Annotated in this window: 30 protein-coding genes; 5 read left to right on the top strand and 25 right to left on the bottom strand. The window is 46.0% G+C overall.

The features are described from left to right. Positions 1 to 22: 22 nt before the first annotated feature. The 4 genes from HMPREF3179_RS10690 (at position 23) to HMPREF3179_RS10675 (ending at position 3,998) form a co-directional block, all read left to right on the top strand. Entirely contained in the window at positions 23 to 997 is a 975-nt protein-coding gene (locus HMPREF3179_RS10690; RefSeq protein ID WP_070471164.1) for a TRAP transporter substrate-binding protein, read from the top strand. A 14-nt stretch (positions 998 to 1,011) separates the two neighbouring features. Next, positions 1,012 to 1,572, top strand: coding sequence for a TRAP transporter small permease (locus HMPREF3179_RS10685; protein WP_070471162.1), 561 nt, complete (start codon positions 1,012 to 1,014; stop codon positions 1,570 to 1,572). Continuing rightward, positions 1,569 to 2,870: a TRAP transporter large permease gene (locus HMPREF3179_RS10680; protein WP_070471160.1), complete on the top strand. Its 1,302-nt coding sequence runs from the start codon at positions 1,569 to 1,571 to the stop codon at positions 2,868 to 2,870. The genes HMPREF3179_RS10685 and HMPREF3179_RS10680 overlap by 4 nt, the downstream gene beginning before the upstream one ends. 192 nt (positions 2,871 to 3,062) lie before the next feature. Then, on the top strand, positions 3,063 to 3,998 hold the full coding sequence (locus HMPREF3179_RS10675; protein WP_070471159.1) for a DNA adenine methylase: 936 nt from the start codon (positions 3,063 to 3,065) through the stop codon (positions 3,996 to 3,998). A gap of 64 nt (positions 3,999 to 4,062) precedes the next feature. Here the strand turns inward: HMPREF3179_RS10675 and HMPREF3179_RS10670 are convergent, their stop codons facing one another. From HMPREF3179_RS10670 to bioD, 25 genes are all read right to left on the bottom strand, one after another. After that, positions 4,063 to 5,595 (bottom strand): tripartite tricarboxylate transporter permease, encoded by a 1,533-nt coding sequence (locus HMPREF3179_RS10670; RefSeq protein ID WP_070471157.1) that lies wholly within the window; start codon positions 5,593 to 5,595, stop codon positions 4,063 to 4,065. 11 nt (positions 5,596 to 5,606) lie between these two features. Further along, positions 5,607 to 6,083 carry a tripartite tricarboxylate transporter TctB family protein gene (locus tag HMPREF3179_RS10665; RefSeq protein ID WP_070471155.1) on the bottom strand — a complete coding sequence of 159 codons (477 nt, stop codon included), beginning with the start codon at positions 6,081 to 6,083 and terminating at the stop codon, positions 5,607 to 5,609. Between the two features lie 108 nt (positions 6,084 to 6,191). After that, positions 6,192 to 7,424, bottom strand: coding sequence for a Wadjet anti-phage system protein JetD domain-containing protein (locus tag HMPREF3179_RS10660; protein ID WP_070471154.1), 1,233 nt, complete (start codon positions 7,422 to 7,424; stop codon positions 6,192 to 6,194). Next, positions 7,414 to 10,806: an ATP-binding protein gene (locus tag HMPREF3179_RS10655; RefSeq protein ID WP_070471152.1), complete on the bottom strand. Its 3,393-nt coding sequence runs from the start codon at positions 10,804 to 10,806 to the stop codon at positions 7,414 to 7,416. Before HMPREF3179_RS10655 ends, HMPREF3179_RS10660 begins: the two co-directional genes overlap by 11 nt. Next, positions 10,799 to 11,446: a DUF4194 domain-containing protein gene (locus HMPREF3179_RS10650; RefSeq protein ID WP_070471150.1), complete on the bottom strand. Its 648-nt coding sequence runs from the start codon at positions 11,444 to 11,446 to the stop codon at positions 10,799 to 10,801. Before HMPREF3179_RS10650 ends, HMPREF3179_RS10655 begins: the two co-directional genes overlap by 8 nt. Before the next feature lie 13 nt (positions 11,447 to 11,459). Continuing rightward, positions 11,460 to 12,914, bottom strand: a complete 1,455-nt coding sequence (locus HMPREF3179_RS10645; protein WP_070471148.1) for a DUF3375 domain-containing protein — start codon at positions 12,912 to 12,914, stop codon at positions 11,460 to 11,462. Between the two features lie 832 nt (positions 12,915 to 13,746). Continuing rightward, positions 13,747 to 14,142 (bottom strand): 50S ribosomal protein L17, encoded by a 396-nt coding sequence (gene rplQ / locus HMPREF3179_RS10640; RefSeq protein ID WP_018025426.1) that lies wholly within the window; start codon positions 14,140 to 14,142, stop codon positions 13,747 to 13,749. Positions 14,143 to 14,332: 190 nt separating this feature from the next. Further along, on the bottom strand, positions 14,333 to 15,316 hold the full coding sequence (rpoA, locus tag HMPREF3179_RS10635) for a DNA-directed RNA polymerase subunit alpha (RefSeq protein ID WP_036557757.1): 984 nt from the start codon (positions 15,314 to 15,316) through the stop codon (positions 14,333 to 14,335). A 178-nt stretch (positions 15,317 to 15,494) separates the two neighbouring features. Further along, positions 15,495 to 16,118, bottom strand: coding sequence for a 30S ribosomal protein S4 (gene rpsD, locus HMPREF3179_RS10630; protein WP_018025424.1), 624 nt, complete (start codon positions 16,116 to 16,118; stop codon positions 15,495 to 15,497). A gap of 20 nt (positions 16,119 to 16,138) precedes the next feature. Continuing rightward, the gene (gene rpsK, locus HMPREF3179_RS10625) at positions 16,139 to 16,534 is read right to left on the bottom strand and encodes a 30S ribosomal protein S11 (RefSeq protein WP_018025423.1); all 396 of its coding nucleotides are present in this window, start codon (positions 16,532 to 16,534) and stop codon (positions 16,139 to 16,141) included. A gap of 16 nt (positions 16,535 to 16,550) precedes the next feature. Beyond that, positions 16,551 to 16,916, bottom strand: coding sequence for a 30S ribosomal protein S13 (rpsM, locus tag HMPREF3179_RS10620; RefSeq protein WP_018025422.1), 366 nt, complete (start codon positions 16,914 to 16,916; stop codon positions 16,551 to 16,553). Positions 16,917 to 16,947: 31 nt separating this feature from the next. Further along, complete coding sequence (gene rpmJ, locus HMPREF3179_RS12035; RefSeq protein ID WP_003805360.1) at positions 16,948 to 17,061, bottom strand: 50S ribosomal protein L36; 114 nt, start codon at positions 17,059 to 17,061, stop codon at positions 16,948 to 16,950. 23 nt (positions 17,062 to 17,084) lie between these two features. Then, positions 17,085 to 17,303 (bottom strand): translation initiation factor IF-1, encoded by a 219-nt coding sequence (gene infA, locus HMPREF3179_RS10615; RefSeq protein ID WP_018025421.1) that lies wholly within the window; start codon positions 17,301 to 17,303, stop codon positions 17,085 to 17,087. A gap of 17 nt (positions 17,304 to 17,320) precedes the next feature. Next, complete coding sequence (secY, locus tag HMPREF3179_RS10610) at positions 17,321 to 18,649, bottom strand: preprotein translocase subunit SecY (protein WP_070471147.1); 1,329 nt, start codon at positions 18,647 to 18,649, stop codon at positions 17,321 to 17,323. 11 nt (positions 18,650 to 18,660) lie between these two features. Beyond that, positions 18,661 to 19,104, bottom strand: coding sequence for a 50S ribosomal protein L15 (gene rplO, locus HMPREF3179_RS10605; protein ID WP_070471145.1), 444 nt, complete (start codon positions 19,102 to 19,104; stop codon positions 18,661 to 18,663). Between the two features lie 18 nt (positions 19,105 to 19,122). Further along, a complete protein-coding gene (rpmD, locus tag HMPREF3179_RS10600) occupies positions 19,123 to 19,308 on the bottom strand; it encodes a 50S ribosomal protein L30 (RefSeq protein ID WP_018025418.1) in 186 nt (61 codons plus the stop codon). Between the two features lie 3 nt (positions 19,309 to 19,311). Then, positions 19,312 to 19,830 carry a 30S ribosomal protein S5 gene (rpsE, locus tag HMPREF3179_RS10595; protein ID WP_018025417.1) on the bottom strand — a complete coding sequence of 173 codons (519 nt, stop codon included), beginning with the start codon at positions 19,828 to 19,830 and terminating at the stop codon, positions 19,312 to 19,314. Positions 19,831 to 19,842: 12 nt separating this feature from the next. Further along, the gene (gene rplR, locus HMPREF3179_RS10590) at positions 19,843 to 20,208 is read right to left on the bottom strand and encodes a 50S ribosomal protein L18 (protein WP_018025416.1); all 366 of its coding nucleotides are present in this window, start codon (positions 20,206 to 20,208) and stop codon (positions 19,843 to 19,845) included. A gap of 21 nt (positions 20,209 to 20,229) precedes the next feature. Continuing rightward, positions 20,230 to 20,763: a 50S ribosomal protein L6 gene (gene rplF / locus HMPREF3179_RS10585; RefSeq protein ID WP_026156715.1), complete on the bottom strand. Its 534-nt coding sequence runs from the start codon at positions 20,761 to 20,763 to the stop codon at positions 20,230 to 20,232. A 17-nt stretch (positions 20,764 to 20,780) separates the two neighbouring features. Continuing rightward, positions 20,781 to 21,176 (bottom strand): 30S ribosomal protein S8, encoded by a 396-nt coding sequence (gene rpsH / locus HMPREF3179_RS10580; protein ID WP_018025414.1) that lies wholly within the window; start codon positions 21,174 to 21,176, stop codon positions 20,781 to 20,783. An 11-nt stretch (positions 21,177 to 21,187) separates the two neighbouring features. Further along, positions 21,188 to 21,493 (bottom strand): 30S ribosomal protein S14, encoded by a 306-nt coding sequence (gene rpsN, locus HMPREF3179_RS10575; protein ID WP_018025413.1) that lies wholly within the window; start codon positions 21,491 to 21,493, stop codon positions 21,188 to 21,190. Positions 21,494 to 21,507: 14 nt separating this feature from the next. After that, complete coding sequence (rplE, locus tag HMPREF3179_RS10570; RefSeq protein ID WP_018025412.1) at positions 21,508 to 22,047, bottom strand: 50S ribosomal protein L5; 540 nt, start codon at positions 22,045 to 22,047, stop codon at positions 21,508 to 21,510. Between the two features lie 14 nt (positions 22,048 to 22,061). Next, positions 22,062 to 22,379 carry a 50S ribosomal protein L24 gene (rplX, locus tag HMPREF3179_RS10565; RefSeq protein WP_018025411.1) on the bottom strand — a complete coding sequence of 106 codons (318 nt, stop codon included), beginning with the start codon at positions 22,377 to 22,379 and terminating at the stop codon, positions 22,062 to 22,064. Positions 22,380 to 22,389: 10 nt separating this feature from the next. Next, positions 22,390 to 22,758, bottom strand: a complete 369-nt coding sequence (gene rplN / locus HMPREF3179_RS10560) for a 50S ribosomal protein L14 (protein WP_018025410.1) — start codon at positions 22,756 to 22,758, stop codon at positions 22,390 to 22,392. A 302-nt stretch (positions 22,759 to 23,060) separates the two neighbouring features. Beyond that, positions 23,061 to 23,723, bottom strand: a complete 663-nt coding sequence (gene bioD / locus HMPREF3179_RS10555) for a dethiobiotin synthase (protein ID WP_018025409.1) — start codon at positions 23,721 to 23,723, stop codon at positions 23,061 to 23,063. Positions 23,724 to 23,803: 80 nt separating this feature from the next. Between bioD and dtd the strand changes: the two genes are divergently transcribed. After that, positions 23,804 to 24,241, top strand: coding sequence for a D-aminoacyl-tRNA deacylase (gene dtd, locus HMPREF3179_RS10550; protein ID WP_070471143.1), 438 nt, complete (start codon positions 23,804 to 23,806; stop codon positions 24,239 to 24,241). The last annotated feature ends 18 nt before the right edge of the window (positions 24,242 to 24,259 follow it).

The following is a 24,259-nucleotide window of genomic DNA, read 5'->3' as shown; positions in this document are numbered from 1 at the left end:
TAACAACCCAAGGAGACAAGCAATGAAATTAACGCGATTATCATTAGCCATTGCGGCCAGTAGTGCAATTTTTACAGTGAGCACCGCCTATGCAGAAAACTGGCGCATGGCCACCCCCTATCCTGAACAAAACTTCCACACCCAAAACATCAAGCAATTTGCTGCCGATATTAAAGAAGCGACTCAGGGCAAATTAAATATTACCGTGCACCCCGGTGGCTCCTTAATTAAGCCCATGGAAATTAAAAATGCGACTCGCTCACGTCAGATCGAAATGGGTGAATTTATTCTTTCTGGTATGGCCAATGAGCATCCGCTGTTTGCGCTCGACTCTGTACCTTTTCTAGCGACTTCACATGACGCTTCTTGGAAGCTTTACCAACTATCCAAACCGGCCTTAGAAGAGCTACTGGACAAGCAAAATCTGAAGCTCTTGTATTCAGTTGCCTGGCCACCTCAGGGCATGTATACCACCACCCCAGTGAGTAAGCTGGAGGATTTAAGCGGTATGCGTATGCGTGCCTATAGCCCACAGACCGAGCGCCTCGCTCAATTATCCGGGGCTGTACCGACTCAAATTGAAGCCACCGATGTGGCGCAAGCCTTTAGTACCGGTCGCGTCAATGCCATGATCACCTCTTCCTCTACCGGCGTTAACTCTGCTGCATGGGACTTTTTAAAGTACTACTATGATGTGCAAGCTTTTTTACCTAAAAATGCCGTGGTAGTGAACAAACGCAGTTGGTCGTCTTTGGATGAGGACACGCAAAAAGCGGTACTCGCAGCGGCTGCCAAGGCCGAGGAACGCGGTTGGGAGCTCTCCAAAGAGGATATGGTGAAACAAAACCAAACGCTCATTGATAATGGTATTGAGCTCAGTCCAGGCAGCGAGGAGCTACGCCAAGCCCTACTGAAAATCGGCACACAAATGGCTGCCGAGTGGAGTAAGGAAGCAGGCGCTGAAGGCGAAGCTATTTTGAATGAGTTTAATCAATAATCCCAAGGTGTAGGATGCGCAAAAGTCTCGATTTACTTTATAAACTCAGTGGGGCCGGCGCTGCATTATCTTTAATAGTGATTGTGCTGATTTTATTTGGCCAAGTCACTTTCAATATCATTGATTATGTAGCCCATGCCTTGTTCAACCAACGTTTTGGGCTACTAATTCCCTCTTATGCACAGTTTTCCGGCTATGCCTTAGGTTTGGCAACCTTTTTATCACTAGCAAGCGCCCTCAGGCACCATGCCCATATTCGTGTGACCTTGTTAGAGCTGCGCTTTAGCAGCAGCCTACGGCGTTGGAGCCACACCCTCGTGGCCTTACTGGGTGTGCTAGTAGCCATTCTAATCAGTTATAGCCTGATTGAGCTCACCATCGACTCTTGGCGCTGGAACAACACAGCAACCGGTCTGGTGCGTACACCGTTATGGATGCCACAGGCATGCTTAGCCCTAGGTTCAGTGATTTTCAGTATTGCGTGTATTGATACCTTTATTGAGATGTTACGCTATGGTCGTTCAGTGGCCTTAGTCACGCCGGACCCTACCGAAACAGGCGAGGTGCCTGAATGAGCGAGGTCATTTTTTCATTTATTTTAGTCTTTAGCTTAATCGGCGCGCTGGCGTTAGGGGTTTGGGTTTCAGTTGCGCTTTTTTTAACCGGCATCGTCGGTATCCTACTATTTTCAAACGCCCCCTTAAGTAATGTCCTCGCCACCAATGTCTGGAGTTCTTCTTCCGAGTGGTCGCTGGCGGCTTTACCCCTATTTATCTGGATGGGCGAGATACTGTTTCGTTCACGTATTGCCGGGGATCTCTTTAATGGATTGGCGCCTTGGATGCGCAGATTGCCAGGTGGCTTAAGCCATGTGGGCATTGTCGCCTCCGGTATTTTTGCCGCCGTCAGTGGTTCCTCTGCCGCCACTTGCGCCACCGTCGCCAAAGTGACCCTACCCGAATTAAAACGTCGCGGTTACGATGAAAAACTCACCATTGGCACGATCGCGGGTTCGGGCACCTTGGGACTCTTAATCCCACCCTCAATCATTATGATCGTTTACGGCGTGGCCGCCGATGTGTCCATCACCCGTTTATTTGTAGCGGGCATTATCCCCGGTCTATTGATGATCGCCCTGTTTATGAGTTTTGTCGCGATTTGGTCCATCCTAAATCCAAGCAAAGTCCCTCAAAAAGATCCGGCCATTTCTTTTATCCAAAAAATCAAAGCCAGCGGCAGTCTGATTCCTGTCACCTTACTGATTATCGGCATCATGGGCTCCATTTATCTAGGCATTGCCAGCCCTACCGACTCCGCCGCCGTTGGGGTTGTGCTGTCATTAATTTTGGTTTGGCTGTATGGTGATTTAAATTGGCAAAGTTTTAAAGCCGGGCTATTTTCGGCCATGCTGACCTCCTCCATGATTGCCTTTATTCTTGCAGGTGCGGCTTTTCTAACCGTGGCCATGGGCTACTCGAATATCCCCATGTTGTTGGCGCAATGGATTACTGAGTTGGGACTCAATCACTACGCTCTAATCGCCGTACTGGCACTGTTCTTTGTGGTCATGGGCTGCTTTCTCGACGGTATTTCTATTGTCGTATTAACCACCTCGATCCTGCTACCCAGCATTCAGGCCGCCGGTATTGATCCCCTTTGGTTTGGTTTATTTCTGGTGTTAGTCGTTGAAATGGCACAGATTACACCGCCAGTCGGCTTGAATCTTTTTGTACTACAAGGCATGACCGGTAAGCATATTTGGTATTTGTCACTTGCAACCTTACCTTTTTTTCTGATGCTATTGTTGGGTGTGATTATAATCACCGTCTTTCCAGAGATTGTGATGTTCTTACCAAAAATGATGTACAGCTAAATTGAGTCACTAAGGCTGACATCGCACCACGATAAGACCTTTGCACAAAAAGACTTGAGTAGCCTGTTGGCGATTTAAGTTTTTGCTAAAGGTCTTAATCTATTCTTTGTCAGGCATGACCTATCGTGAAAGCGAAGCTATCTAAGCATCTATTGCTACAATGCCCACATACCTTAAAACAAGCCATAGCAAATGAACTCAACACGCAACGAAGCAAAGCCTTTTTTAAAATGGGCGGGTGGTAAAACGCAATTAATCCCTGAGATTGCAAAGCTGATGCCACACTCACTCACAGAGAAGCCTTTTACCTTTATCGAGCCCTTTGTGGGTAGCGGGGCTGTGTTATTTTGGGTCATCAATCATTTTCCAAATCTCCAAAAAGCGGTCATCAATGATATTAATACAGACCTAATTAATGTCTATCAAGTGATTAAACAGTCGCCGCTGCCGTTGATTGAGCGTCTACAAAAGCACCAAGACACATTTATCCCACTAGCAGATACAGCGTCTAAAAAGGCATATTATTATGCGCAACGCGAGCGTTTTAACTTACGCCAAGCCGATGCGATAGAACACGCTGCGCTATTTATTTTTCTAAATAAGACCTGCTTTAACGGGCTTTATCGTGTGAATCGTAATAATGAATTTAATGTACCTATGGGCGACTATCGTAAACCTACTATCTGCGATAACGCTAATCTCCTAGCGGTACACCAGGCGCTACAAAAGGTAGATATTCTTAATGGTAGTTATAGCGACACCCTGTCAGCTATTGATGAGGAACATAATTTATTCTATTTCGATCCACCCTATAAGCCCTTGAGCACTACCTCCAGTTTTAATGCCTATGCAAAAAATGAGTTTGATGATGATGCGCAAATTGCCTTAGCGAATTTTTGCCATCAATTAGATGCCTTAGGGCACGCATGGATTTTAAGCAATTCGGATCCTAAGAACTCAGATAGTAATAATCACTTTTTTGATGAACTATATAGCAACTATCATATCCGGCGAGTTCAAGCCACTCGAGCGATTAATTCCAAGGCATCAAAACGGGGAAAACTGAATGAATTGCTGATTACTAATCAGAAGGTGGGGGAAGACAAGTCTGAACTTCAGACTTTTTAGGGGCTAAGGAACACCCCCACTCGCGTGGGGAAGACCCACCCGCTGCCTTACTCACAGCAAACAATTACTCCTCTACCGCCCCAGAAGCTTTCATCCGCAGCCGCTGTAGGCGCTGCGCCCGTGTTTTTAAACGGCTAAAGACCACCATCGCCACCAATAAAAAGCCAATAGCAATACACACACCGCTAATCGGTCGTTCAATAAAGGTCAGCATATCACCACGGGATAGCAGCAGCGCACGTCTGAAGTTTTCCTCCATCATCGGCCCTAGAACAAAGCCTAACAGCAAAGGCGCTGGTTCAAACTTTAGCCTAAGTGCAATCGCCCCGAAAATCCCAATGCATAGCACGATCGCCACATCAAAAAGATTGTTATTAGTGCTATACACACCCAAACAAATAAAGAGCAGAATGGCGGGGAAAAACAGACGATATGGCACCGATAAAATCTTTACCCACATGCTGATGAGGGGTACATTCAAAATCATCAGAAAGAAGTTACCAATCCAGAAACTAACCATTAAGCCCCAAAACACATCTGGATGCTCAACCATCATTTGTGGCCCGGGCAGCACATTATGAATCATCATGGCACCCAACATTAAGGCCATCACAGCATCACCCGGAATACCTAGGCTTAAGGTAGGAATAAAAGCGGTAATTGCTGCGGAACTATTAGCCGCTTCCGGACCGGCAATACCTTCAATCGCACCATGACCAAATTTCTTCGAGTTTTTATTGACCTTCTTCTCAATCGCATAGGAGATAAAAGAAGCTATCGTGCCACCAGCCCCTGGTAGCACCCCAAAGAAAGAACCAATACCGGCACCACGACCGATAGCTGAAGCAGAGCTTTTTAATTCATTTTTTTCAACTCGCATCGCACGCCAACCAATTTTGCTACTTGTGGTTTCTTGTCCTTGAGCGATCCGATTGGTATTACGTAACACATCAGAAATGCCAAATAAGCCCATCGCCACCGCCACCAAAGCCAGCCCGTCTTGTAGCTCCAGAAGATTAAAAGTAAAGCGCGCTATACCGGTATTTACATCGGTACCGACAATACCAAAAATCAAACCGATCACCACCATGGCAATGCCTTTAAGTGGGGAGCCGCTACTTAAGGTTGAGGCCGCCAATAAACCCAACAACATTAAAGAAAAATACTCTGCCGGGCCGAATTTAAAAGCAATCTTCACAAACAGTGGACCGGCCACATTAATTAAGATCACCCCGATGGTGGCACCAATAAAAGAAGCGATCATGGCCATCATCAAAGCCACGCCGGCTCTACCCTGACGCGCCAAAGGATGACCATCAATACTGACCACCGCATGCGTCGGCGTACCCGGTAAATTCAACAAAATCGTTGTCACCGCCCCACCGTAGCTGGAACCATAATAAAGGCCAGCTAGCATCATTAATGCGGTGGCCGGTTCTAAACTATAGGTTAGCGGCAACAGCATTGAAATAGCCGTTAAAGCACCGACCCCCGGTAGCACGCCTATGAGGTTGCCAATAAAAACGCCGATTAAGGCAAAGAATAAATTATGCAGATGAAAAGCGGTTTGTACGCCTAATACAATGTTATCCCACATACGCTATCCCATTAACCCCATGTAAAGAGTGGAAATTGAATCTGTAAGCCATAGCGAAATAGGCCCACTGCCACCACTGTCAACACCACACCAATCATGAGATTAGTAAGCCGGGAATTTCTTCTATCCGCAAACGCGGCTAGCGTGCACATCACAAAGGTCGCTGGAATTAGCCCACCGTATTTGCCAAGGAGGATAAATGCGAGCACGGATGCGATGATGGTAAGCCACGTGATGACTTGCTCCTTAAAACTCAAACTATGCTCTTCGACCCCCTCATTGATACTCGTTTCAACAGGCTCGGGACTAAACAACAAAAGCAACGCCAAAAAAGCTAAGACACAGCCAAGAATCAACGGGAAATACCCTGGTCCCATGCGTGCCAAGCTTCCCAACTGATAATTTAAACTTCCGACTATCGTAGGCACAGCCAATATCAGCATCAGCAACACTGACCACAGCTCCTTACGATTCACCTTAAAGCGCATACAGTACATCCCTAAAATTAAATCAACGATACGACAATGACTTTTTTAACGTCATGCGATATTGTAAATGCTTAGATAGCTTTCAGTCTGCCAATACAGCTGAGAATACTATTCCTCCGCTACAGCCCATGCTAATACCTGCTGCTGTATATAATCTCTATCTAAGCGCTCTTGCTCTAGACGCCCTTGCTGATAAACACCACGACGTAGATTTTGAAATAAATGTTGCTCCGCCTCAAGCAAGCATTCCGGTGCTTTAAAGACCGAGTGAGGCTCCTCCACCATCCGCTCCGCAAAGCGCTCAACGGTAGCGGCATCCATCATCAACGCCTTCAGCTGGGGCACCTTAGTGCGCGCCTGACTGAGCATGGCAAAGCCTTCGGAGTCAATGTCACCCCAATAAGCCACTCGTTTATCGGCCAACCACTCCGCCCCTAACCAACTTAGGTTTTTACCGCCACCAGCAACAGCGATGGTCTCCGGAATATGGCTCAAAGCCAAACAGGACTGCTCATTTTCAATAATTAAAATATTGTGTGCTGGCAAAGGCATGTGCCATAGCGTCTCCGTTGAGAGGCGTAAAATCGACATCCCCGCCAACGCCGCCAAGGGCTTAGGGCATAGAGGTCGCACCAATAGCCAATCACGCGGCTTTTCCAGGCAAGCTAACCAAGATGATAAGCCACCGGCAGCGCTGATCGCCCCCTCATGCAACACATCTAAAATAGCTTCGAGCAAATAACCATGCTGCTCAATAAATTTGGTATCAACACCCACGACCGGCAGGGCTCTTAAGTATTCACCTCGCCCCATCTGCGCTTGTAACTGTGGCAAGACTCCTAACAATAAGCGCAGCTTGTCCTCGCTCATGGCTTCTAAGGTGGCTAAATGCTTAATCAAGGTCGTGCGTAGACTCACTGAGTCTGTCGCGCCAATCCCCGTTACCAAAGTATGCAATAAGCGCTCTGAGCTCTGCCATTGCTGATAAGCCGAGGCGCCAATAAAACGCATTAATCCGGCCGCATCGTGCACCACCCAACGCACCGGCAACCTCTGTTCGGCCACCGACTGAAAGCGCTTAAGCTCCCACACCACCTCACAGGCAGTATTCGCCAAGCTGCGCTCCAAGGCTTGCCATTGTTGATAAAAAGCTTGAAAGTGCGCCGTATGCGCAAGAATGTCCTTAGCGCTTTTGGGTGGTTTTAATGGTAGTGTCAGCGGAAACTCAACCTCGCCGGCTAATACACTGCGGTAGTTTTTAGCATTATCCAAAAAGCGACTACGCCAACGCTCGCGCGCTGTCGTCACTAACACACCCCAGTCCGGTGCCTTACTGCTCATACACTTGAACCCCTTGGCTCTGTGCATATTGCTTTAAGTCCCGCTGACGCTTAGCCTGCTGCTCGTCAATCAGCTCCCAACTAATTTCTCGTAATCGACTTTCATGAGTTTCAGCCTTACGCTCCGTCAAAATCAAACTGCGTGCCGCTTCACGCGCCACATTCAGATTTTTATAAGGCGTAATTAAGTTCACATGTAACTTTAATGCCTTAAACACCTTAATCACTCGTGCCGCCACACCCTCTGCTGCATTCGAAAAAGCCTCATCTAAAAACACCGTCGCATACACCGGATACTCCTCATCCTTAGGCGTCAATACATAGGCTAAGCTAGCTGCTACAATCGTACCGGCAAAGGCCTCCTTTTCACCACCTGATTTACCGCTAGAGGAATCCAATACATCCAACACTTGCTCTGTGCCCAACTGAATTTCTTCAGCATAAAAGGACATTTGTTTACGCGGATCCAATAAGCGCTCATCATCCACACGACTGGACTCCAAGGCATTCTTTAAAATACTGACCACATCATTTACCAAGCTAAAGCGCTTATCCTGATCGGCATCATTCATACTACTTAAGGCCAAATTCATTTTTTGCGTAAAATCTTGAATCGCAGGATAGCGCTCACGGCGTGGATTCAGTTTTAAATAACTATTGGGTCTGAATTCTGTTTTACTCAGCACCCGATTAATCCGGCTGATACGATCGCGAATATCAGCGAACTCCGCTTCAATATTGGTATACAGTAAAGCAATCGATTGCGTCATATTTTTATTTAAACGCTCCTGATATTGCTCAACTAAGACAGGCAAGCCTTCTTTTTCCAAATACTCAAGATAGGTTAAGGCGTCATACAGTGCTTCAAAACCACTCACCCAATCCACGGTATAAGGCTGCCATTTTTCTCGTCCTCTAAAGCCACCTAATAAACTCGCTACCGCTTCCTTATCCTTGATTTGGCGATTCTGTGCTTGAGCATACTCTCGCTCCAGGGCTTTACTAAGCGCATAATAAGCTGATTTATCACTCTCATCATATGCGTCTAATCGCAGTGCCAGACGAGCTTGCACCACCTCATCCAAGGTCTCTTGAGCCAAGGGTAATTTCTCTGCATGTTGAGTTTCGGCTGATTTTAATGCGTTTTCCAGAGCGCCGATTTTTTTGTTTTGCGCCTCTTTTTGCTTTTGAATCGTGACAACTGCTTTTTTGGCCTCCTCCCAACGGATTTTGGCCTGTTGTAAATCGCCTTGATCATCTTCCAAAGCTGCTAAGCGTTTACTTAACTCCTCACGCTCTTTTTCATAACGTGGCACATCAATACTATCCCAGTCAAAGGTCAACAATTGCTGACACCATTGACTTTGCTCACGATAGTCATCCCGCTGCTGTTGGCTTTTCTCTGCCTGCGCTTTGGCCGTGACTAACGAGGCTTGCGATGCTTGCTGCTGCGCCAATAACAAATTCAGTTTGGCTTTAGCGTCAAAACCCAATTGCCATTGACGTCGATCATCGACTTTGTGACGATCTTTTTTCTCAAAAGAACCCTGTTTCAGGTGGATTAAACCCTCTACCGTCATGGAGTAAGGCGTACGATTCAATTCCTCCACCGTGTCTACACACCACAGATCAAAGCGGCTTAAATGATTTTTAAGCCACTTTTGATATGCGTGCTCACGCCAAATCAATTTTTCTAAAAAGCCGCCCGCCTCAAAAAAGCTCACCGTTTGCGTCACTGCACCCACTAGCTCCACGCTTAGGTTTAAACCTAAATGACGTTGATTCAACCAGCGCGTAACACGCTTAGCATCCGCTTCCGGTACCAATAAATTCAATTTACGCTGACCCAAGGCACGCTCAATTGCCCCTTTCCAGGGCAACTCAAGTTCTGCCACATCGATCAATTCGCCAATAAAGACCAACTTTTCTTCGGCAATCCCCAGTTCTTCCACCATACGATCGCGCAGCTGTTGATATTTAATATCAATATTGGAGTTAGGACGCTGTTGCATCTCATGAATCAGCGAACTTAATTCCCGGTACTCAGCATCAAGCTCAATTAGCTTTTGTTTGTTGGCAAAAAAGGCTTCTTCAAGGCGCGGCAATTCAAACTCCGCTTGCCGCAGCTGCTCATTGGCCACACGCTGATTATCGCGATACACGCTGCCTACTAAGTCATGCCCTAACTGTAAATCACGACATAGCTTCTGATAGCGCTGACTGTCACGCACCATACGTCCCAGACGCTCCTGCAATGCACTCAGCTGTTGACGCAAAGGCTCAATTTGACTGCCGCCCAACTGCAGATAAGCGGCGTAGCATTGATCCGTATAAGCGTCTGCCCTTTGCTCTTCTGCACTTAATCGCTCCATCGCCTCTTTAAGCACCGCCATTTCTTCCTCTAAGCGATGAATGCGCTCAGCTAAAGCGATAACTTGTTGCTTTGCTTCAAAAATGGGTAGACCAGCCTTATCTTGCTCCAACTGCCCTAGCAGCTTTTCAACTTCCTGCAATGCTTGATGAAGGGGCAGTAATCGCTGCAAATGCTTAACTCGCTCGCGCGTATCCACCAAGCGCTCATGCGTGGCTAAAAGATCGGCAAACTCGTGCACAATATCACGTGCTAATTCCCGGATATTACCGGGCTCCAACACCAATTCCCGAATCAGTTTGGTTAAGTCATCAATCTTTTTTAAACCCAAGGCACGAGCCAATAAGGCAGGGGCGTTTTCATTCCCCATGGTGAGTTTTTGTCGATAAACCGTCTGATATTCGCTGAAACGATCGTCAAAACAACGTAAATTGACCTGTTGCTCAACCCAACGCTTAAACTCGCGCATGCTTGACTTAGAAAAAGCGTCCAACAGCGTTTTAAGACTAATATCCTCATCGGCAATAAAATACAGTTTATTAACATCACTGTAGCTGTTACTGGCATCTTTGATAAAAAATATCGCCATCAAGCTCACGACACTGCCACCGTCGAACTGATACTGCGCCCGCAAACCAGTCACCACCGCCTTAGGACGTTTATTTAAGACACGGGTACCGGCGCCGTCATGCGAGGTGCCGTAGCTACCCCGCATATAAGACACTAGATTTCTATCACGCTTATCGCCCTGGGCCGCAGCAATATTAAAACTGGCACGACCAGGTGCTTGTAATAAGGCCATTAAACCGTCGATTAAGGTGGATTTACCCGAGCCATTGTCCCCGGTGATGAGCGTGCCCTCTCTATCGATGGGTGCCGTATGTATGCGCTCAGAAAAAGAACCCCAATTGTAGACCGAGATTTCCGATAAACGTACCTGCCCTTTTCTGCCGCCGGTTTCGATACCAGCCGCGGCATAGTCACCGTACAAATCCAATTGTGAATTACTCATCTGCTACTCCAGCATCAACTTGTGCCAATTGACGGTACTCCGCTAACATCGTCTCCAAAAACTGTGCATTCACAACGTAGCGAATAATCGGGGTAATTTCATAACGTTCACCACTACTTACGCTCAATAAGAGTTTACGCTCCACAAAGTTTTTAAGACTACTGACAAGGCGCCGTCGATCCTTACTCGCATGCTGAACCAATGCAGTAAAGGGCGTCAATTGCGCCTCAATACGCTCAATATCAATCATCACTTTCTGCTCACCCGCCGTCTGTCGCTCCTGATAATGCTTACGTAGAATCAACAACAATAAGGTATCCAGCACGCTTAATGAACGTGGGGCAATCAGCGAAGACACATCATTTTCTTCCTCACTGACTAGATCCTGCTCCGTCGGCTCTCTAGCGATAAACGCCACACCCTCAATCTCATCCAGCACCAAATAAATATAGATTTGTCGCAAGTAATCACGAATCTGCTGCTGATAATGACATAAGCTACTAAACAACTGCGGATTATCGGCATGCAACACAATGCTGTTTTTTAACAAATAAACTAATGCACGACGCAACTCAGCCGGCAGATTTTGCACGGGCTCAGTGCTTTGTGTTTGTTCTGTATCTTGAATCTCTTCGCTCATGTTCTACCCTGTGCTAAATCACTAGACTATCCAAAGACGGCGGAAAACTCTCTGCACTTAGTAAAAGCTTAGGCACCGACACTCGAAGCGGCTGCTTTCTATCGTAAATCACAAAGCTTTCACGCCCCGTCAATTCCACGGCATCTATGGCCTTAGCCAAGCGCACATAGACCATTAACTCCTCCAAACCCAAATGAATCACTCGGCGCTCTGCTAATTCCTGGATGGTTCTCACCCCATCTTGTTGCAGAATTTGATGGAGCTCACTGACCACCGCCATCGTATTCACAGTTTCCAATTCGGCCAACACATGGGCATCCAAATGCTGCAAATTCTCCTCTTCATCGGTATTAATTTCTAGGCGTTCTGCCGGTGCTCGCAGGCGCCATGCATCCAAGGAGAAAAAAGAAATGGGTTCAATGGCTAGACTAAGTGCGGTTTTTTGACGCAACATGGCGGGGTCGATATCCAACGCAATCGCTGCCTTTTCCAACTCAATCATCAGGCGGTTGACCTGATGATTTTCCGTGGCCTGACCACTCTCAATATATTGACGTAGCTCCTGCTCTGTACGGCGACGCATACGAATCACTTGATCGCTTTCTTTAGAAAGCACCGTCAACAACTCTGCCAAATAATATTGCTGTGATGCAGTCAAATACCCTGCCGCATCACTTTCTGCCAAGAACCGCAATTGCTCACGAAACTCCTGCTGCCGATGCGGATCACATAACAATTGAAAAAAACCATCAAAGGCACTACCCGCCTCGGTTCTAAGCAATTCCGCTTCCTGATCCATCAGCTTTTGTAGAATTTCGCCACGGGTGGCATCATCTGTGATCATTTGCGTGCGAATATCCTTGTCAAGTAGGCGAATCTCCTCCTCTAAATGACGAAAATCTCCGCTTAACTGAAAGGCAAGATGATATACCTCACGCATACGCTCACGTTTGGTGGCTTCATCCAACTCAATAATCACCCCTGCCTCAATGGCATCAATTTCAGCCTGAATCTCGGTTTTTTTCTGCTGCAGATGGGCTAACTTATCCTCTGGCTCCGTACTAAACGCCACCACACAATCCCGCACCGCCTCCTGCACAATCCTCAAGTGTGAGGCTGTGGTACCGGCAGAACGCTCATCCAAGGCCTTAACAAAACGCAATGCGCTCTGAAAAGCATCGGTGGTACTAAGTTGATCATTTAATTCACGCAAATAGCCTTGCTTAATCCATTGATTTAAATAGGTAGTGGCAGGCGTATTACTCTCCCAGACACCCAGATCACGGCTCTGCACCAATTCCGCATCTAATAACTGACGTGCCTGTCCATAGGTGACCTCAGCATTATCACTAAAAAGTGTCTCAATAAAAGCAAAAATATAAGGCGCATTATCGGCACGCAGCAACACCCAAGCCTGATGCTCCTCAAAATAGCGACGATATTGCGCTTGCGCAAGTTGAAAGTTCATTTTTACTCTAGGACCTAGGAATAATTTATCAGTATATTGGATTTATAGTAATCCCCCCTTTTTAATAGCCGTTGGCAGTAGAATTATTTAATGTTTGTTGTTGTAATTTTTGCCTCGGTCTGATGCCACCTAATGCTATGTTGGCGTTTATTATTATGAGTCCAGCGCCAAGCAGTCGCTTAGTGCTGAACTTTGAATTTAATTTACATGATTTATTATCCCTTACCCTTGTTGAATAACTGCCTTAACTACGTTTTCCAAACTTGCTCAACTGATAGGTTTGCTTGGGGCTAGTTGCTTTGTCTGGCAGGGTCATTTCTAGCTTGATACTGCAGCAAGACGCTTCAACGATCTACGGCATTGAGTTCAACTACTGGGTCGCTAACTGGGTCGCTAACTGGGTCGGTTACTGGGTCGCTTACTGAGTCGCTTAAGTTGAATTTTAAATTTGTGGAGACTGTTTTTCATTTTAGGCTCCTCAAATATATTTGATGCGCACAGAGGCTCCTCAAAGGAACTACACCACTTTTCGTCCTTCAGCTATACTTAACAGCTCAGGGAAACATAGTACAGCAGGTCTGTTGCCACTGGCTGCTCGAAGCTCTTTTAATACACCGCCCTCACGCAAGCTACGTAACAACCCAAGTATGAACACTGTAAACTATATTTTACCTAGAATCACTAGTGAGCTTAACCTAAAACCCTCTCACTTAGTTTTTTCAAGTGCACTGATGAATTTATTGGACACAAAAAATTAACATAAAAATAGCCCCGACGTATCAACTACCTCGGGGCCACATAGGCTCTCACGACCCTAACGTAGAGTAAAGAATTACTCCTCGTCTGCTGCTACCTCAGCTTCCTGCTGCTCAGCGTAATCAACTAGCTCCATATAAGCCATCGGCGCATTATCACCTTGACGGAAGCCCATCTTAAGAATACGGGTGTAACCGCCTGGACGGTCTTGGAAACGAGGACCTAAGTCATTGAATAACTTGGTAACGGCATCACGATCGCGTAAGCGCGCAAAAGCCAAACGACGGTTAGCAACTGTAGGGTTTTTGGCAAGTGTGATTAAGGGCTCAATCACACGACGCAATTCCTTAGCCTTAGGCAGGGTGGTTTTAATCGCTTCATGCTCGATTAAAGAAACAGACATGTTACGGAACATGGCGGTACGGTGAGCTGAAGTACGGTTAAGTTTACGTAAACCTTTACGATGACGCATAATACATTCCTAAAAATTAAATCTTATTAATAGCTTTGAGTGCCTAAGCACTAAAACTCGCTAGACCGGTTCTTCTATCTGCAAGGCAGCGGACCGGGTTGGTATCAATATTCGCCATAAAAGCGAATCGATTATTTTACAATAAAGAGCAGGCCATAAGTGTATGGCGCCTGCTCTTTTTATAAAAATATTAAGGGCGCTCTAAACCAATGGGCGGCCAATTTTCAAGCTTCTGACCAAGGGTTAAGCCACGTGCGGCCAAGACCTCTTTGATCTCATTAAGCGACTTACGACCCAAGTTGGGCGTTTTAAGTAGCTCATTTTCAGTGCGCTGAATCAGATCACCAATGTAGTAAATGCTCTCTGCCTTCAAGCAGTTAGCAGAACGTACGGTAAGCTCTAACTCATCCACCGGACGTAATAATACCGGATCAATCTGAGGCGTACCACGAGCTGGTGCTTCAATCTCTTGAGGATCACTTTCAAGTGCGGCAAAGACAGAGATTTGATCCATCAAAATACGAGCCGCTTCGCGTACCGCTTCTTCAGCAGAAATAACGCCATTAGTCTCAATATCGAGAATCAAACGGTCTAAGTCAGTACGCTGCTCAACCCGCGCGTTTTCTACCGCATAACTAACGCGACGGATCGGGCTGTAAGATGCATCTAACACGATACGACCTAAGGTATGCTGACGATCTTCTTTTAAAGTGCGCACATTACCCGGTACATAACCGCGGCCCTTTTCTACCTTAATCTGCATTTTTAGCTCGGCCTTTTCAGTCAGCGTCGCAATTAAGTGATCAGGGTTAAGAATCTCTACATCGTGTGGTAACTCAATATCCGCTGCAGTCACTGGGCCTTCACCCGTCTTATTAAGCACTAAATTGACTTCCTCACGGTCGTGCAATTTAAATACCACGCCTTTAAGGTTAAGCAGGATATCAACCACATCCTCGCCCACTCCTAAAATAGTGGAGTACTCATGCACCACGCCATTAATCTGTACTTCAGTCACGGCAACGCCGGTCATGGAAGATAATAAGATGCGACGTAAGGCATTACCTAAGGTGTGACCGAAACCGCGCTCAAACGGCTCCATAATCACTTTGGCTTTAAAGTCTGATTCGGCTTTAACCTCGATAGAACGAGGCTTTAAAAATGGTTGTACCATGTGAAATATTCCTTTTCAATACCCTCGGCTCGTTACACCGATAAGGCTGATGGATAATAAACAAGTGTGCTGAAGGGAACCCTTCGAATCAAGAGAATGCGATGATATTGTAGACTAAGAAGCGGTCTACAAGCTTAATACAGCACGAATAAAAAATTCGTGCTGTATTGATTGTATATTAACGAGAGTACAACTCAACTACGAGTGACTCATCAATATCCTGTGCCACATCACTACGCTCAGGCGCTTGCTTAAAGACACCTGAGAACTTAGCAGCATCAACCTCAACCCACTGAGGTAGGCCGATACCAGAAGCTAAATCCATTGCTTCTTTGATGCGCAATTGCTTTTGTGACTTTTCACGGACAGAAATCACATCACCAGCTTTAATCAGCATGGATGGAATATCAGCTTTATGTCCGTTAAGCTCAATCGCGCCGTGAGCCACTAACTGACGTGCTTCTGCACGTGTTGAGCCAAAGCCCATGCGATATACAACGTTATCTAAACGTGACTCAAGTAATTGAATCAAAGTCTCACCGGTATTACCACGGCGGCGTTCAGCTTCTTTGAAGTACTTACGGAATTGCTTCTCTAGTACACCGTACATACGCTTAAGTTTTTGTTTTTCGCGTAACTGTACACCGTAGTCAGAGGTACGTTGACCTGAAGTACGACCGTGCTGACCAGGCTTAGAATCAAATTTACACTTAGAATCGATTGGGCGACGAGCGCTCTTTAAGTTTAAATCGATACCTTCACGACGTGAAAGTTTACATTTTGGACCAGTATAACGTGCCATTTTATTCCCTTAATCCTATATTAGATGCGACGGCGTTTTGGCGGACGGCAACCGTTGTGGGGAAGTGGTGTTACGTCAGTAATACTAGTAATCTTGATACCTAGTGCATTTAGTGAACGGATAGAAGATTCACGGCCAGGGCCAGGACCTTTTACACGTACTTCCAGGTTTTTAATACCATATTCTAAAGCTTCACGTCCCGCTGACTCGGCTGCAACCTGCGCTGCAAAAGGCGTCGATTTACGAGAGCCTTTAAAGCCCGCGCCACCCGACGTCGCCCATGACAAGGTATTACCTTGACGGTCAGTAATTGTGATGATTGTGTTATTAAAAGTAGCTTGAACGTGTGCGATACCGTCCGTTACTACCTTTCTGATTTTTTTACGCGCACGACCTGCGCTAGAAGCTTTCGCCATAATTTGCTACCCCAAATTATTTTTTCAAGGACATAGCTGCACGACGCGGACCCTTACGAGTACGAGCATTAGTGCGAGTACGCTGTCCACGAACCGGCAGACCTCTACGATGGCGCATGCCACGATAGGTGCCTAAGTCCATTAAACGTTTAATTGATAACTGAACTTCACGTCGCAAATCACCCTCGATAGTGAACTGAGCTAATTGCTCACGAATCGCTTCGAGCTCTGCATCTGTTAAGTCTTTTACCTTTTTGGAGTATTCGATACCAACTGCCTCGCAAATCTGACGAGAGCGGCTGCGACCGATACCGTAAATAGCGGTAAGACCAATTTCTGCATGTTGATGCGGCGGAATGTTAATGCCTGCAATACGGGCCATGACTGTTCCTCTTACTTATGTCTACGCAGGATTAACCCTGACGTTGCTTATGACGTGGATCTGTACAAATTACACGCACAACTCCATGACGTTTAATAATCTTGCAGTTGCGGCAGATCCGTTTTACCGATGCCATTACCTTCATGGTTGACTCCTTAATTGTGCCGTTTATTTAGAACGGAAAACGATTCTTCCACGAGACAAATCGTAGGGCGTGAGCTCCACAGTGACTTTATCACCGGGCAGAATCCTAATATAGTGCATACGCATTTTACCGGAGATGTGACCTAATACCACATGGTCATTTTCCAGCTTGATGCGGAATGTTGCATTGGGGAGGTTTTCAATTACCTCACCTTGCATTTGAATGACGTCATCTTTTGCCATGCTTTTACCTAAACTTCCTATCTAATCATGGTCGAGCCGCGAAAGCTGGACTTTTTAAGTAGTGAATCGTATTGTTGTGACATTAAGTAGGTTTGTACCTGAGCCATGAAATCCATGCTCACCACAACAATAATCAATAACGAGGTACCCCCAAAGTAGAAGGGGATGTTTTGCCATTGCATCCGTAAGAATTCCGGTACTAAACACACTAAGGTGATGTAGATTGCGCCAACTAAGGTTAAACGCATCAGAATCTTATCGATATACTGGCTCGTTTGACGTCCCGGACGGATACCCGGAATAAACGCACCACTTCTCTTTAGATTGTCTGCAGTTTCTCGGCTATTAAACACTAAAGCGGTATCGAAAAAGCAGAAGAAAATGATCAACGCTGTAAACACGGTAATGTATAAAGGTTGACCAGGTTGCAAAGCCGCAGATAAGTCACTCAACCAACGAATTTCATTTGCCTGCGAAAAAAAGCTGGCAATCGTCGCCGGGAATAAAATAATGGAGGAGGCGAAAATCGCCGGAATCACACCTGCCATATTTAATTTTAACGGTAAGTGTGAACTCTGACCACCGTAGATTTTATTACCAACTTGGCGTTTTGCATAGTTCACTGTGATACGACGCTGAGCTCTTTCAACGAAGACCACAAAGGCTGTGATCACCACCACAATCGCAAAAATTGCTAAGGCTGCGATGGTACTGATCTGATTATTACTAACCAAATCAAACATATTAGACACTGCCGTCGGCATTTCAGCCACAATACCAGCGAAAATCAGGATGGAAATACCATTACCCAAACCACGCTCAGTAATTTGCTCACCCAACCACATTAAAAACACGGTACCAGTAACCAAGGAAACAACGGTCGTAAATACAAACATTGCACCCGGTGTAAAGACCAAGCCTTCAAAGTTTTGAATGAAGGAAGCAATACCAAATGACTGGAATAATGCTAACAGCACAGTGCCGTAGCGGGTGTATTGAGTAATCTTACGACGACCCGATTCACCCTCTTTTTTAAGGGCCTCAAGGGAGGGGACTACGGCCGTCATCAATTGCATAATAATTGATGATGAAATGTACGGCATAATCCCTAGTGCAAACACGGAGAAACGTGATAATGCACCACCCGAGAACATGTTGAAAAAGCCTAAGATACCATCAGCTTGGGTAGCGAACAAATCCTTCATCACATTCGGATTAATTCCGGGGACAGGAATATGTGTTCCTAAACGGAAAACTACCAAAGCGGTAACCAAGAACAGGATGCGCTTCATTAAGTCGCCATATTTAGCGCCGCTTTCTTGATTCCTTCTCTGTGCTTTAGCCAACTTTAACCCCTTTACTCAGCTAATGAACCGCCGGCAGCCTCAATCGCTGCTTTAGCGCCTGCAGTGGCTTTGATGCCTTTTAAGTTAACCTTGCGGGATAACTCGCCGGAGCTGATAACTTTAACAAAACGCACGCCCTGGCCGATGACACCCTCTTGCTTAAGCGTTGCTAAATCGATTTCATCTGCTTGCATTAATTGCAATTCTGATAAACAAACTTCAGCATTTAAATGCTTAGACATTGAGGTAAAGCCACGCTTAGGTAAGCGACGGTGAATTGGCATTTGACCGCCTTCAAAACCGACCTTATGGAAACCGCCGGAACGTGATTTTTGACCCTTGTGACCGCGGCCACATGTTTTACCTAAACCAGAACCAACACCACGACCTACGCGGCGACGTGCTGCTTTACTACCCTCAGCAGGCGATAATGTATTCAGTTGTGTTACTGACATCTCTATTCCTTTTTACGATTAAGCCTCAGACACGGATACTAAATAATCCACTTTACGGATCATACCGCGTACTTCAGGCGTATCGACTAATACACGACTGCTGTTAACCTTGCCCAGACCTAAGCCGCGCACGGTGGCACGATGGTCTTGTTTAGTGCCGATAACAGAGCGTACTAGAGTAACTTTAATTTTTTTCTCTGACATGGCTTACTCCAAAATCTCTTCTACCGTCTTGCCGCGCTTAGCTGCCACATCGCTTGGCGTCATGCACGATTCAAGACCGTTAAGAGTGGCGCGTACTAAGTTGTAAGGGTTACGTGAGCCATAGCTCTTAGCAACCACGTTACGTACGCCCATTACTTCAAAAATTGCACGCATTGGACCGCCTGCGATCACACCAGTACCCTCAGCGGCTGGTGAAATCAATACGGTTGAAGCGCCATGCTTACCGATCACGGTGTGGTGTAAGGTACCATTATTTAAAGGGATTTTAACCATACCACGACGACCTGCTTCCATCGCCTTTTGTACAGAAACCGGTACTTCACGTGCTTTACCCTTACCCATACCGACACCACCGTCACCATCACCAACGACGGTTAAGGCAGCAAAACTCATGGTGCGACCACCCTTTACTGTTTTGCTAACACGGTTAACGGCGATCATTTTTTCGCGTAAGCCGTCATCGCGTTCGTCAGTAGCTTGTCTACCTTGTGCTTTTGCCATTTGACTACTCCCTTAGAACTTAAGACCGGCTTCGCGAGCAGCTTCTGCCAATGCTTTTACGCGGCCGTGATAACGGAAACCCGAACGGTCGAATGCAACCGATTCGATCTGAGCGGCTTTCGCCTTTTCGGCAATGCGCTTACCAACGATGGCAGCAGCAGAAACATTGCCACTTTTAGCATTGTTGTTGCTTAACTCTTGGCGCACTTCTGGCTCAAGCGTAGAAGCAGAAACCAATACTTTGTCGCCTTCAGGCGAAATAATGTTTGCGTAGATGTGCGAGTTACTGCGGTAAACAGACAAACGAGCTGTCTGTAACTGAGCAATTTTGCGACGAGTCGCTGCTGCACGACGCAAACGAGATACTTTCTTATCCATGATTAATCCTTGTTTGCGCTATTATTTCTTCTTAACTTCTTTAAGCTGAACGTATTCATCAGCGTAACGAACACCCTTACCTTTATATGGCTCAGGTGGACGATAGCCGCGAATCTTGGCAGCTTGCTGACCAACGACCTGCTTATCGTAACCCTTAAGAACGATCTCGGTTGGTGAAGGCGTCTCAGCCGTCACACCCGCAGGCAACTCATGCAATACATCATGCGAGAAGCCTAGATCCATCTTGATCACATTACCTTGAACTTGAGCACGGTAACCCACACCCAATAAGGTCAAACGACGCTCAAAACCCTTACTCACGCCAGTCACCATGTTATTCAATAAGGCACGTAAGGTACCTGACATGGCTTTAGCAAAGCGGGTCTCGTTAGCCACTTCGAACGTTAATTCGTTATTTTCAAGTTTAACAATAACGTCACCGCTTAAGGCCTGGTTTAACTCACCTAAAGGACCCTTAACGAAGATATTATCATCGCTGATTTTTACCTCAACGCCGCTAGGTACAGCGACGGGATTCTTAGCAATACGTGACATAGACATAGTAATACTCCTTATGCTACGTAGCAAAGAACTTCGCCACCAACGCCTTCTGAACGTGCTTTACGATCAGTCATCACGCCGCGCGATGTTGAAACAATGGTCACACCTAAACCGTTCATCACTTGAGGAATATCACCGCTGGCTTTGTATACACGAAGACCAGGACGGGACACACGCTCAATGCGTTCGATTACAGGACGACCTGCGTAATATCTCAAGGCAATCTCAAGCTCAGGTTTAGCTTTTTCGCCTTTTACTTCAAAACTTTCGATATAACCCTCATCTCTAAGCACGGTAGCAATCGCTACTTTAAGCTTTGAGGAAGGCATAGAAACCGATACTTTCTCGACCATCTGCGCATTGCGGATGCGAGTTAACATGTCGGCGATTGGATCGCTCATGCTCATAATTCTTCTCCCTACCAGCTAGACTTGGTTAAACCAGGGATCTCACCCTTATTACCAAGCTCACGTACTTTGTGACGACTTAAACCGAACTTACTGAGCACACCACGTGGGCGACCAGTAATTGCACAACGGTTACGCAAACGAGTTGGATTAGCGTTGCGAGGTAACTGTTGTAATTCCAGACGAGCTAAATAGCGCTCTTCGTCTGTTTTTGAGGTGTCATTAATGACCGCTTTTAATGCTGCACGTTTAGCTGAGTATTTTTCAACTAACTTAGCACGCTTAAGATCGCGGTTGATAAGTGATAATTTAGCCACAACGTTGCCCCTAATTAATTACGGAATGGGAAACTGAAAGCTTTTAATAAAGCCTTTGCTTCCTCGTCGGTTTTAGCAGTGGTCGTGATGCTGATATTCAAGCCACGTAATGCGTCGATTTTGTCGTACTCAATTTCGGGGAAAATAATTTGTTCTTTTACACCGATATTGTAGTTACCGCGACCGTCAAATGAACGACCGGACACACCACGGAAGTCACGCACGCGTGGTAGAGCAACGTGAATCAAACGATCCAAGAACTCATACATACGACGACCACGCAAAGTAACCATACAACCGATTGGGTAATCTTCGCGGATTTTAAAGCCCGCAATCGCTTTACGGCTCTTAGTAATGACTGGCTTTTGACCAGCAATCTTACCTAAATCAGATACCGCATGCTCAATGACCTTACGATCTGCTACCGCCTCAGAAACACCCATGTTAAGAGTGATCTTGCTAATGCGAGGCACTTCCATCAAGCTGTTGTATTTGAATTCTTCCTTCAAATCAGCAGCGATTTTGCTGTTATATAAATCTTGTAAACGAGACATTCATCTACCCCTTATTACTTCTCGCCAACGACTTTGTCGTTAGAGCGGAAAACACGAACCTTGCGACCGTCCACTTCCTTGATGCGAACCTTGTCAGCTTTACCGGTTTCCGGGTTAATGATAGCCACATTCGAAATATGAATAGGCATTGTCTTATTAACGATACCACCAGGGTTGTTAAGCATTGGATTAGGCTTAGTGTGCTTTTTAGCCACATTAACACCCTCGACAATGACCTTGTCCTCACCAACACGCGCTAACACAACACCGCGACGCTTTTTGTCACGACCTGCCAGTACGATAACTTCATCACCTTTACGAATACGTTGCATCGTGGCCTCCCTAGATAACTTCCGGAGCCAATGAAACGATCTTCATAAAACGATCGCCACGTAACTCACGAGTTACTGGACCAAAGATACGAGTTCCGATTGGTTCTAACTTTGTATTTAACAATACGGCTGCATTACCACCGAAGCGGATTAATGAGCCATCTCTACGACGAACACCCTTTGCGGTGCGAACAACGACTGCGTTGTAAATTTCGCCTTTTTTAACGCGACCGCGTGGTGCTGCTTCCTTTACAGTGACTTTAATAATGTCACCGATTTCAGCGTAACGGCGCTTAGAGCCGCCCAACACCTTGATGCACTGTACTTTACGCGCACCAGTATTGTCAGCCACGTCTAACGTGGTTTGCATTTGGATCATGATAGTTCCTGTTCCAACTTAGTTACATATACGGTGTGCGTCTTATTTTTATAAATACACAGCACCGATCCCATTTAAGAGACTTACGGCAAGTAGCGCAAAAGACACGCCATGATGATGAGTAAGCCATCTTGAATATAACCAGTATTGGCCCCGTCAGATAATGCGCTAAGTTGCTACATCACCCTGGGTTGAAATCTCTGGATAAACTTCCACTTTATTAAGTGAATCTATGAGTATACGCCCTTTAAATTGATAGATCAAGGACTTGTAGCCTTTATCGCCAAAAAGTGTTGTTTTATTTAAGCTTTTTGAATTGGTACCACATAAAACTGCGCTGCTGGAAAATGCTTTTGCAGATAATCTTGCAAATAGCGTTGCGTATCCATGGCAATTAATGAATCTTCTGAATCATGATGCGCATTATAGATCAGCCCATGTAAGGTTATTTGATACTGTCTTAAGGCATGCAGGCTCAACAAGGTGTGATTAATACTTCCTAAGCGACCGCTAGTCACTAAAATACAGGGATAGCCTTTAGTGGCGATATAGTCGATACAGAGCAATTCCTCAGTCAGTGGCACCATCAAACCGCCCGCCCCCTCCAATAGCACCACCTCATAACGCTCAGCTAACACCTGAGTTGCTTGCTCAATCAAGGCCAAATCCAGGCTTTTATTTTCCAATTTCGTCGCTAAATGTGGTGATGCGGGATAAGCAAAGATTTGCGGCGCCGTCAGCCCCTCTTTATCCTCCAAAAAGCGCTCATCTTCGGCCAAACCCATCCATCGGCGATGCTCTTCAATATCTTCGGATAAAAACTCACAACCCGTTTGTACCATTTTTTGCGTGATCACGGCTCGACCTTGAGCCATCAGCTCACGCGCCAAAATACCAGTACCAACGGTCTTACCAATATCCGTATCAATACCGCTAATAAAATAAATGCCTTTTTCTAGTTTCATGATGTGATGCTCTGCGCCTTTTGCAATTAAAATTTCTTTGTGCGTTATGATGCTGATAACTTCATCCTAAAGAGATTGAAATGAAATGCTTAATCCAACGGGTCAAAGAAGCCCAGGTACTCATTGATAATAAAGTTCACGCTCAAATCGATCAAGGGCTGTTGGTGTTTGTCTGTGCTGAGCCTCAGGACACCGAAGCAACTGTTAAAAAGGCCGTTGACAAGCTACTCAATTTACGTATTTTCAGCGATACTGAGGCGAAGATGAATTTATCGCTACAGCAAATCAATGGCGGTATGCTGGTAGTGAGTCAATTTACCTTGGCAGCCGATACTCGTCGCGGCAATCGACCAAGTTTTATCAATGCCGCCGAGCCCGCATTAGCTAAAGCACTCTATGATGCCTTCCTCGCTTATGCCAACAGCCTACACCCAACGGTAGCAAGCGGCGCTTTTGGCGCGGATATGCAAGTGCAGCTTATCAATGACGGCCCAGTGACTATCCCCATGAGCTTTTGATCCGCAAAAAATAATGAG

This window comes from Oligella sp. HMSC09E12, from assembly GCF_001808505.1.
GTDB classification, from domain to species: domain Bacteria; phylum Pseudomonadota; class Gammaproteobacteria; order Burkholderiales; family Burkholderiaceae_B; genus Oligella; species Oligella urethralis.
This window is presented reverse-complemented; position numbering and strand designations above follow the sequence as displayed.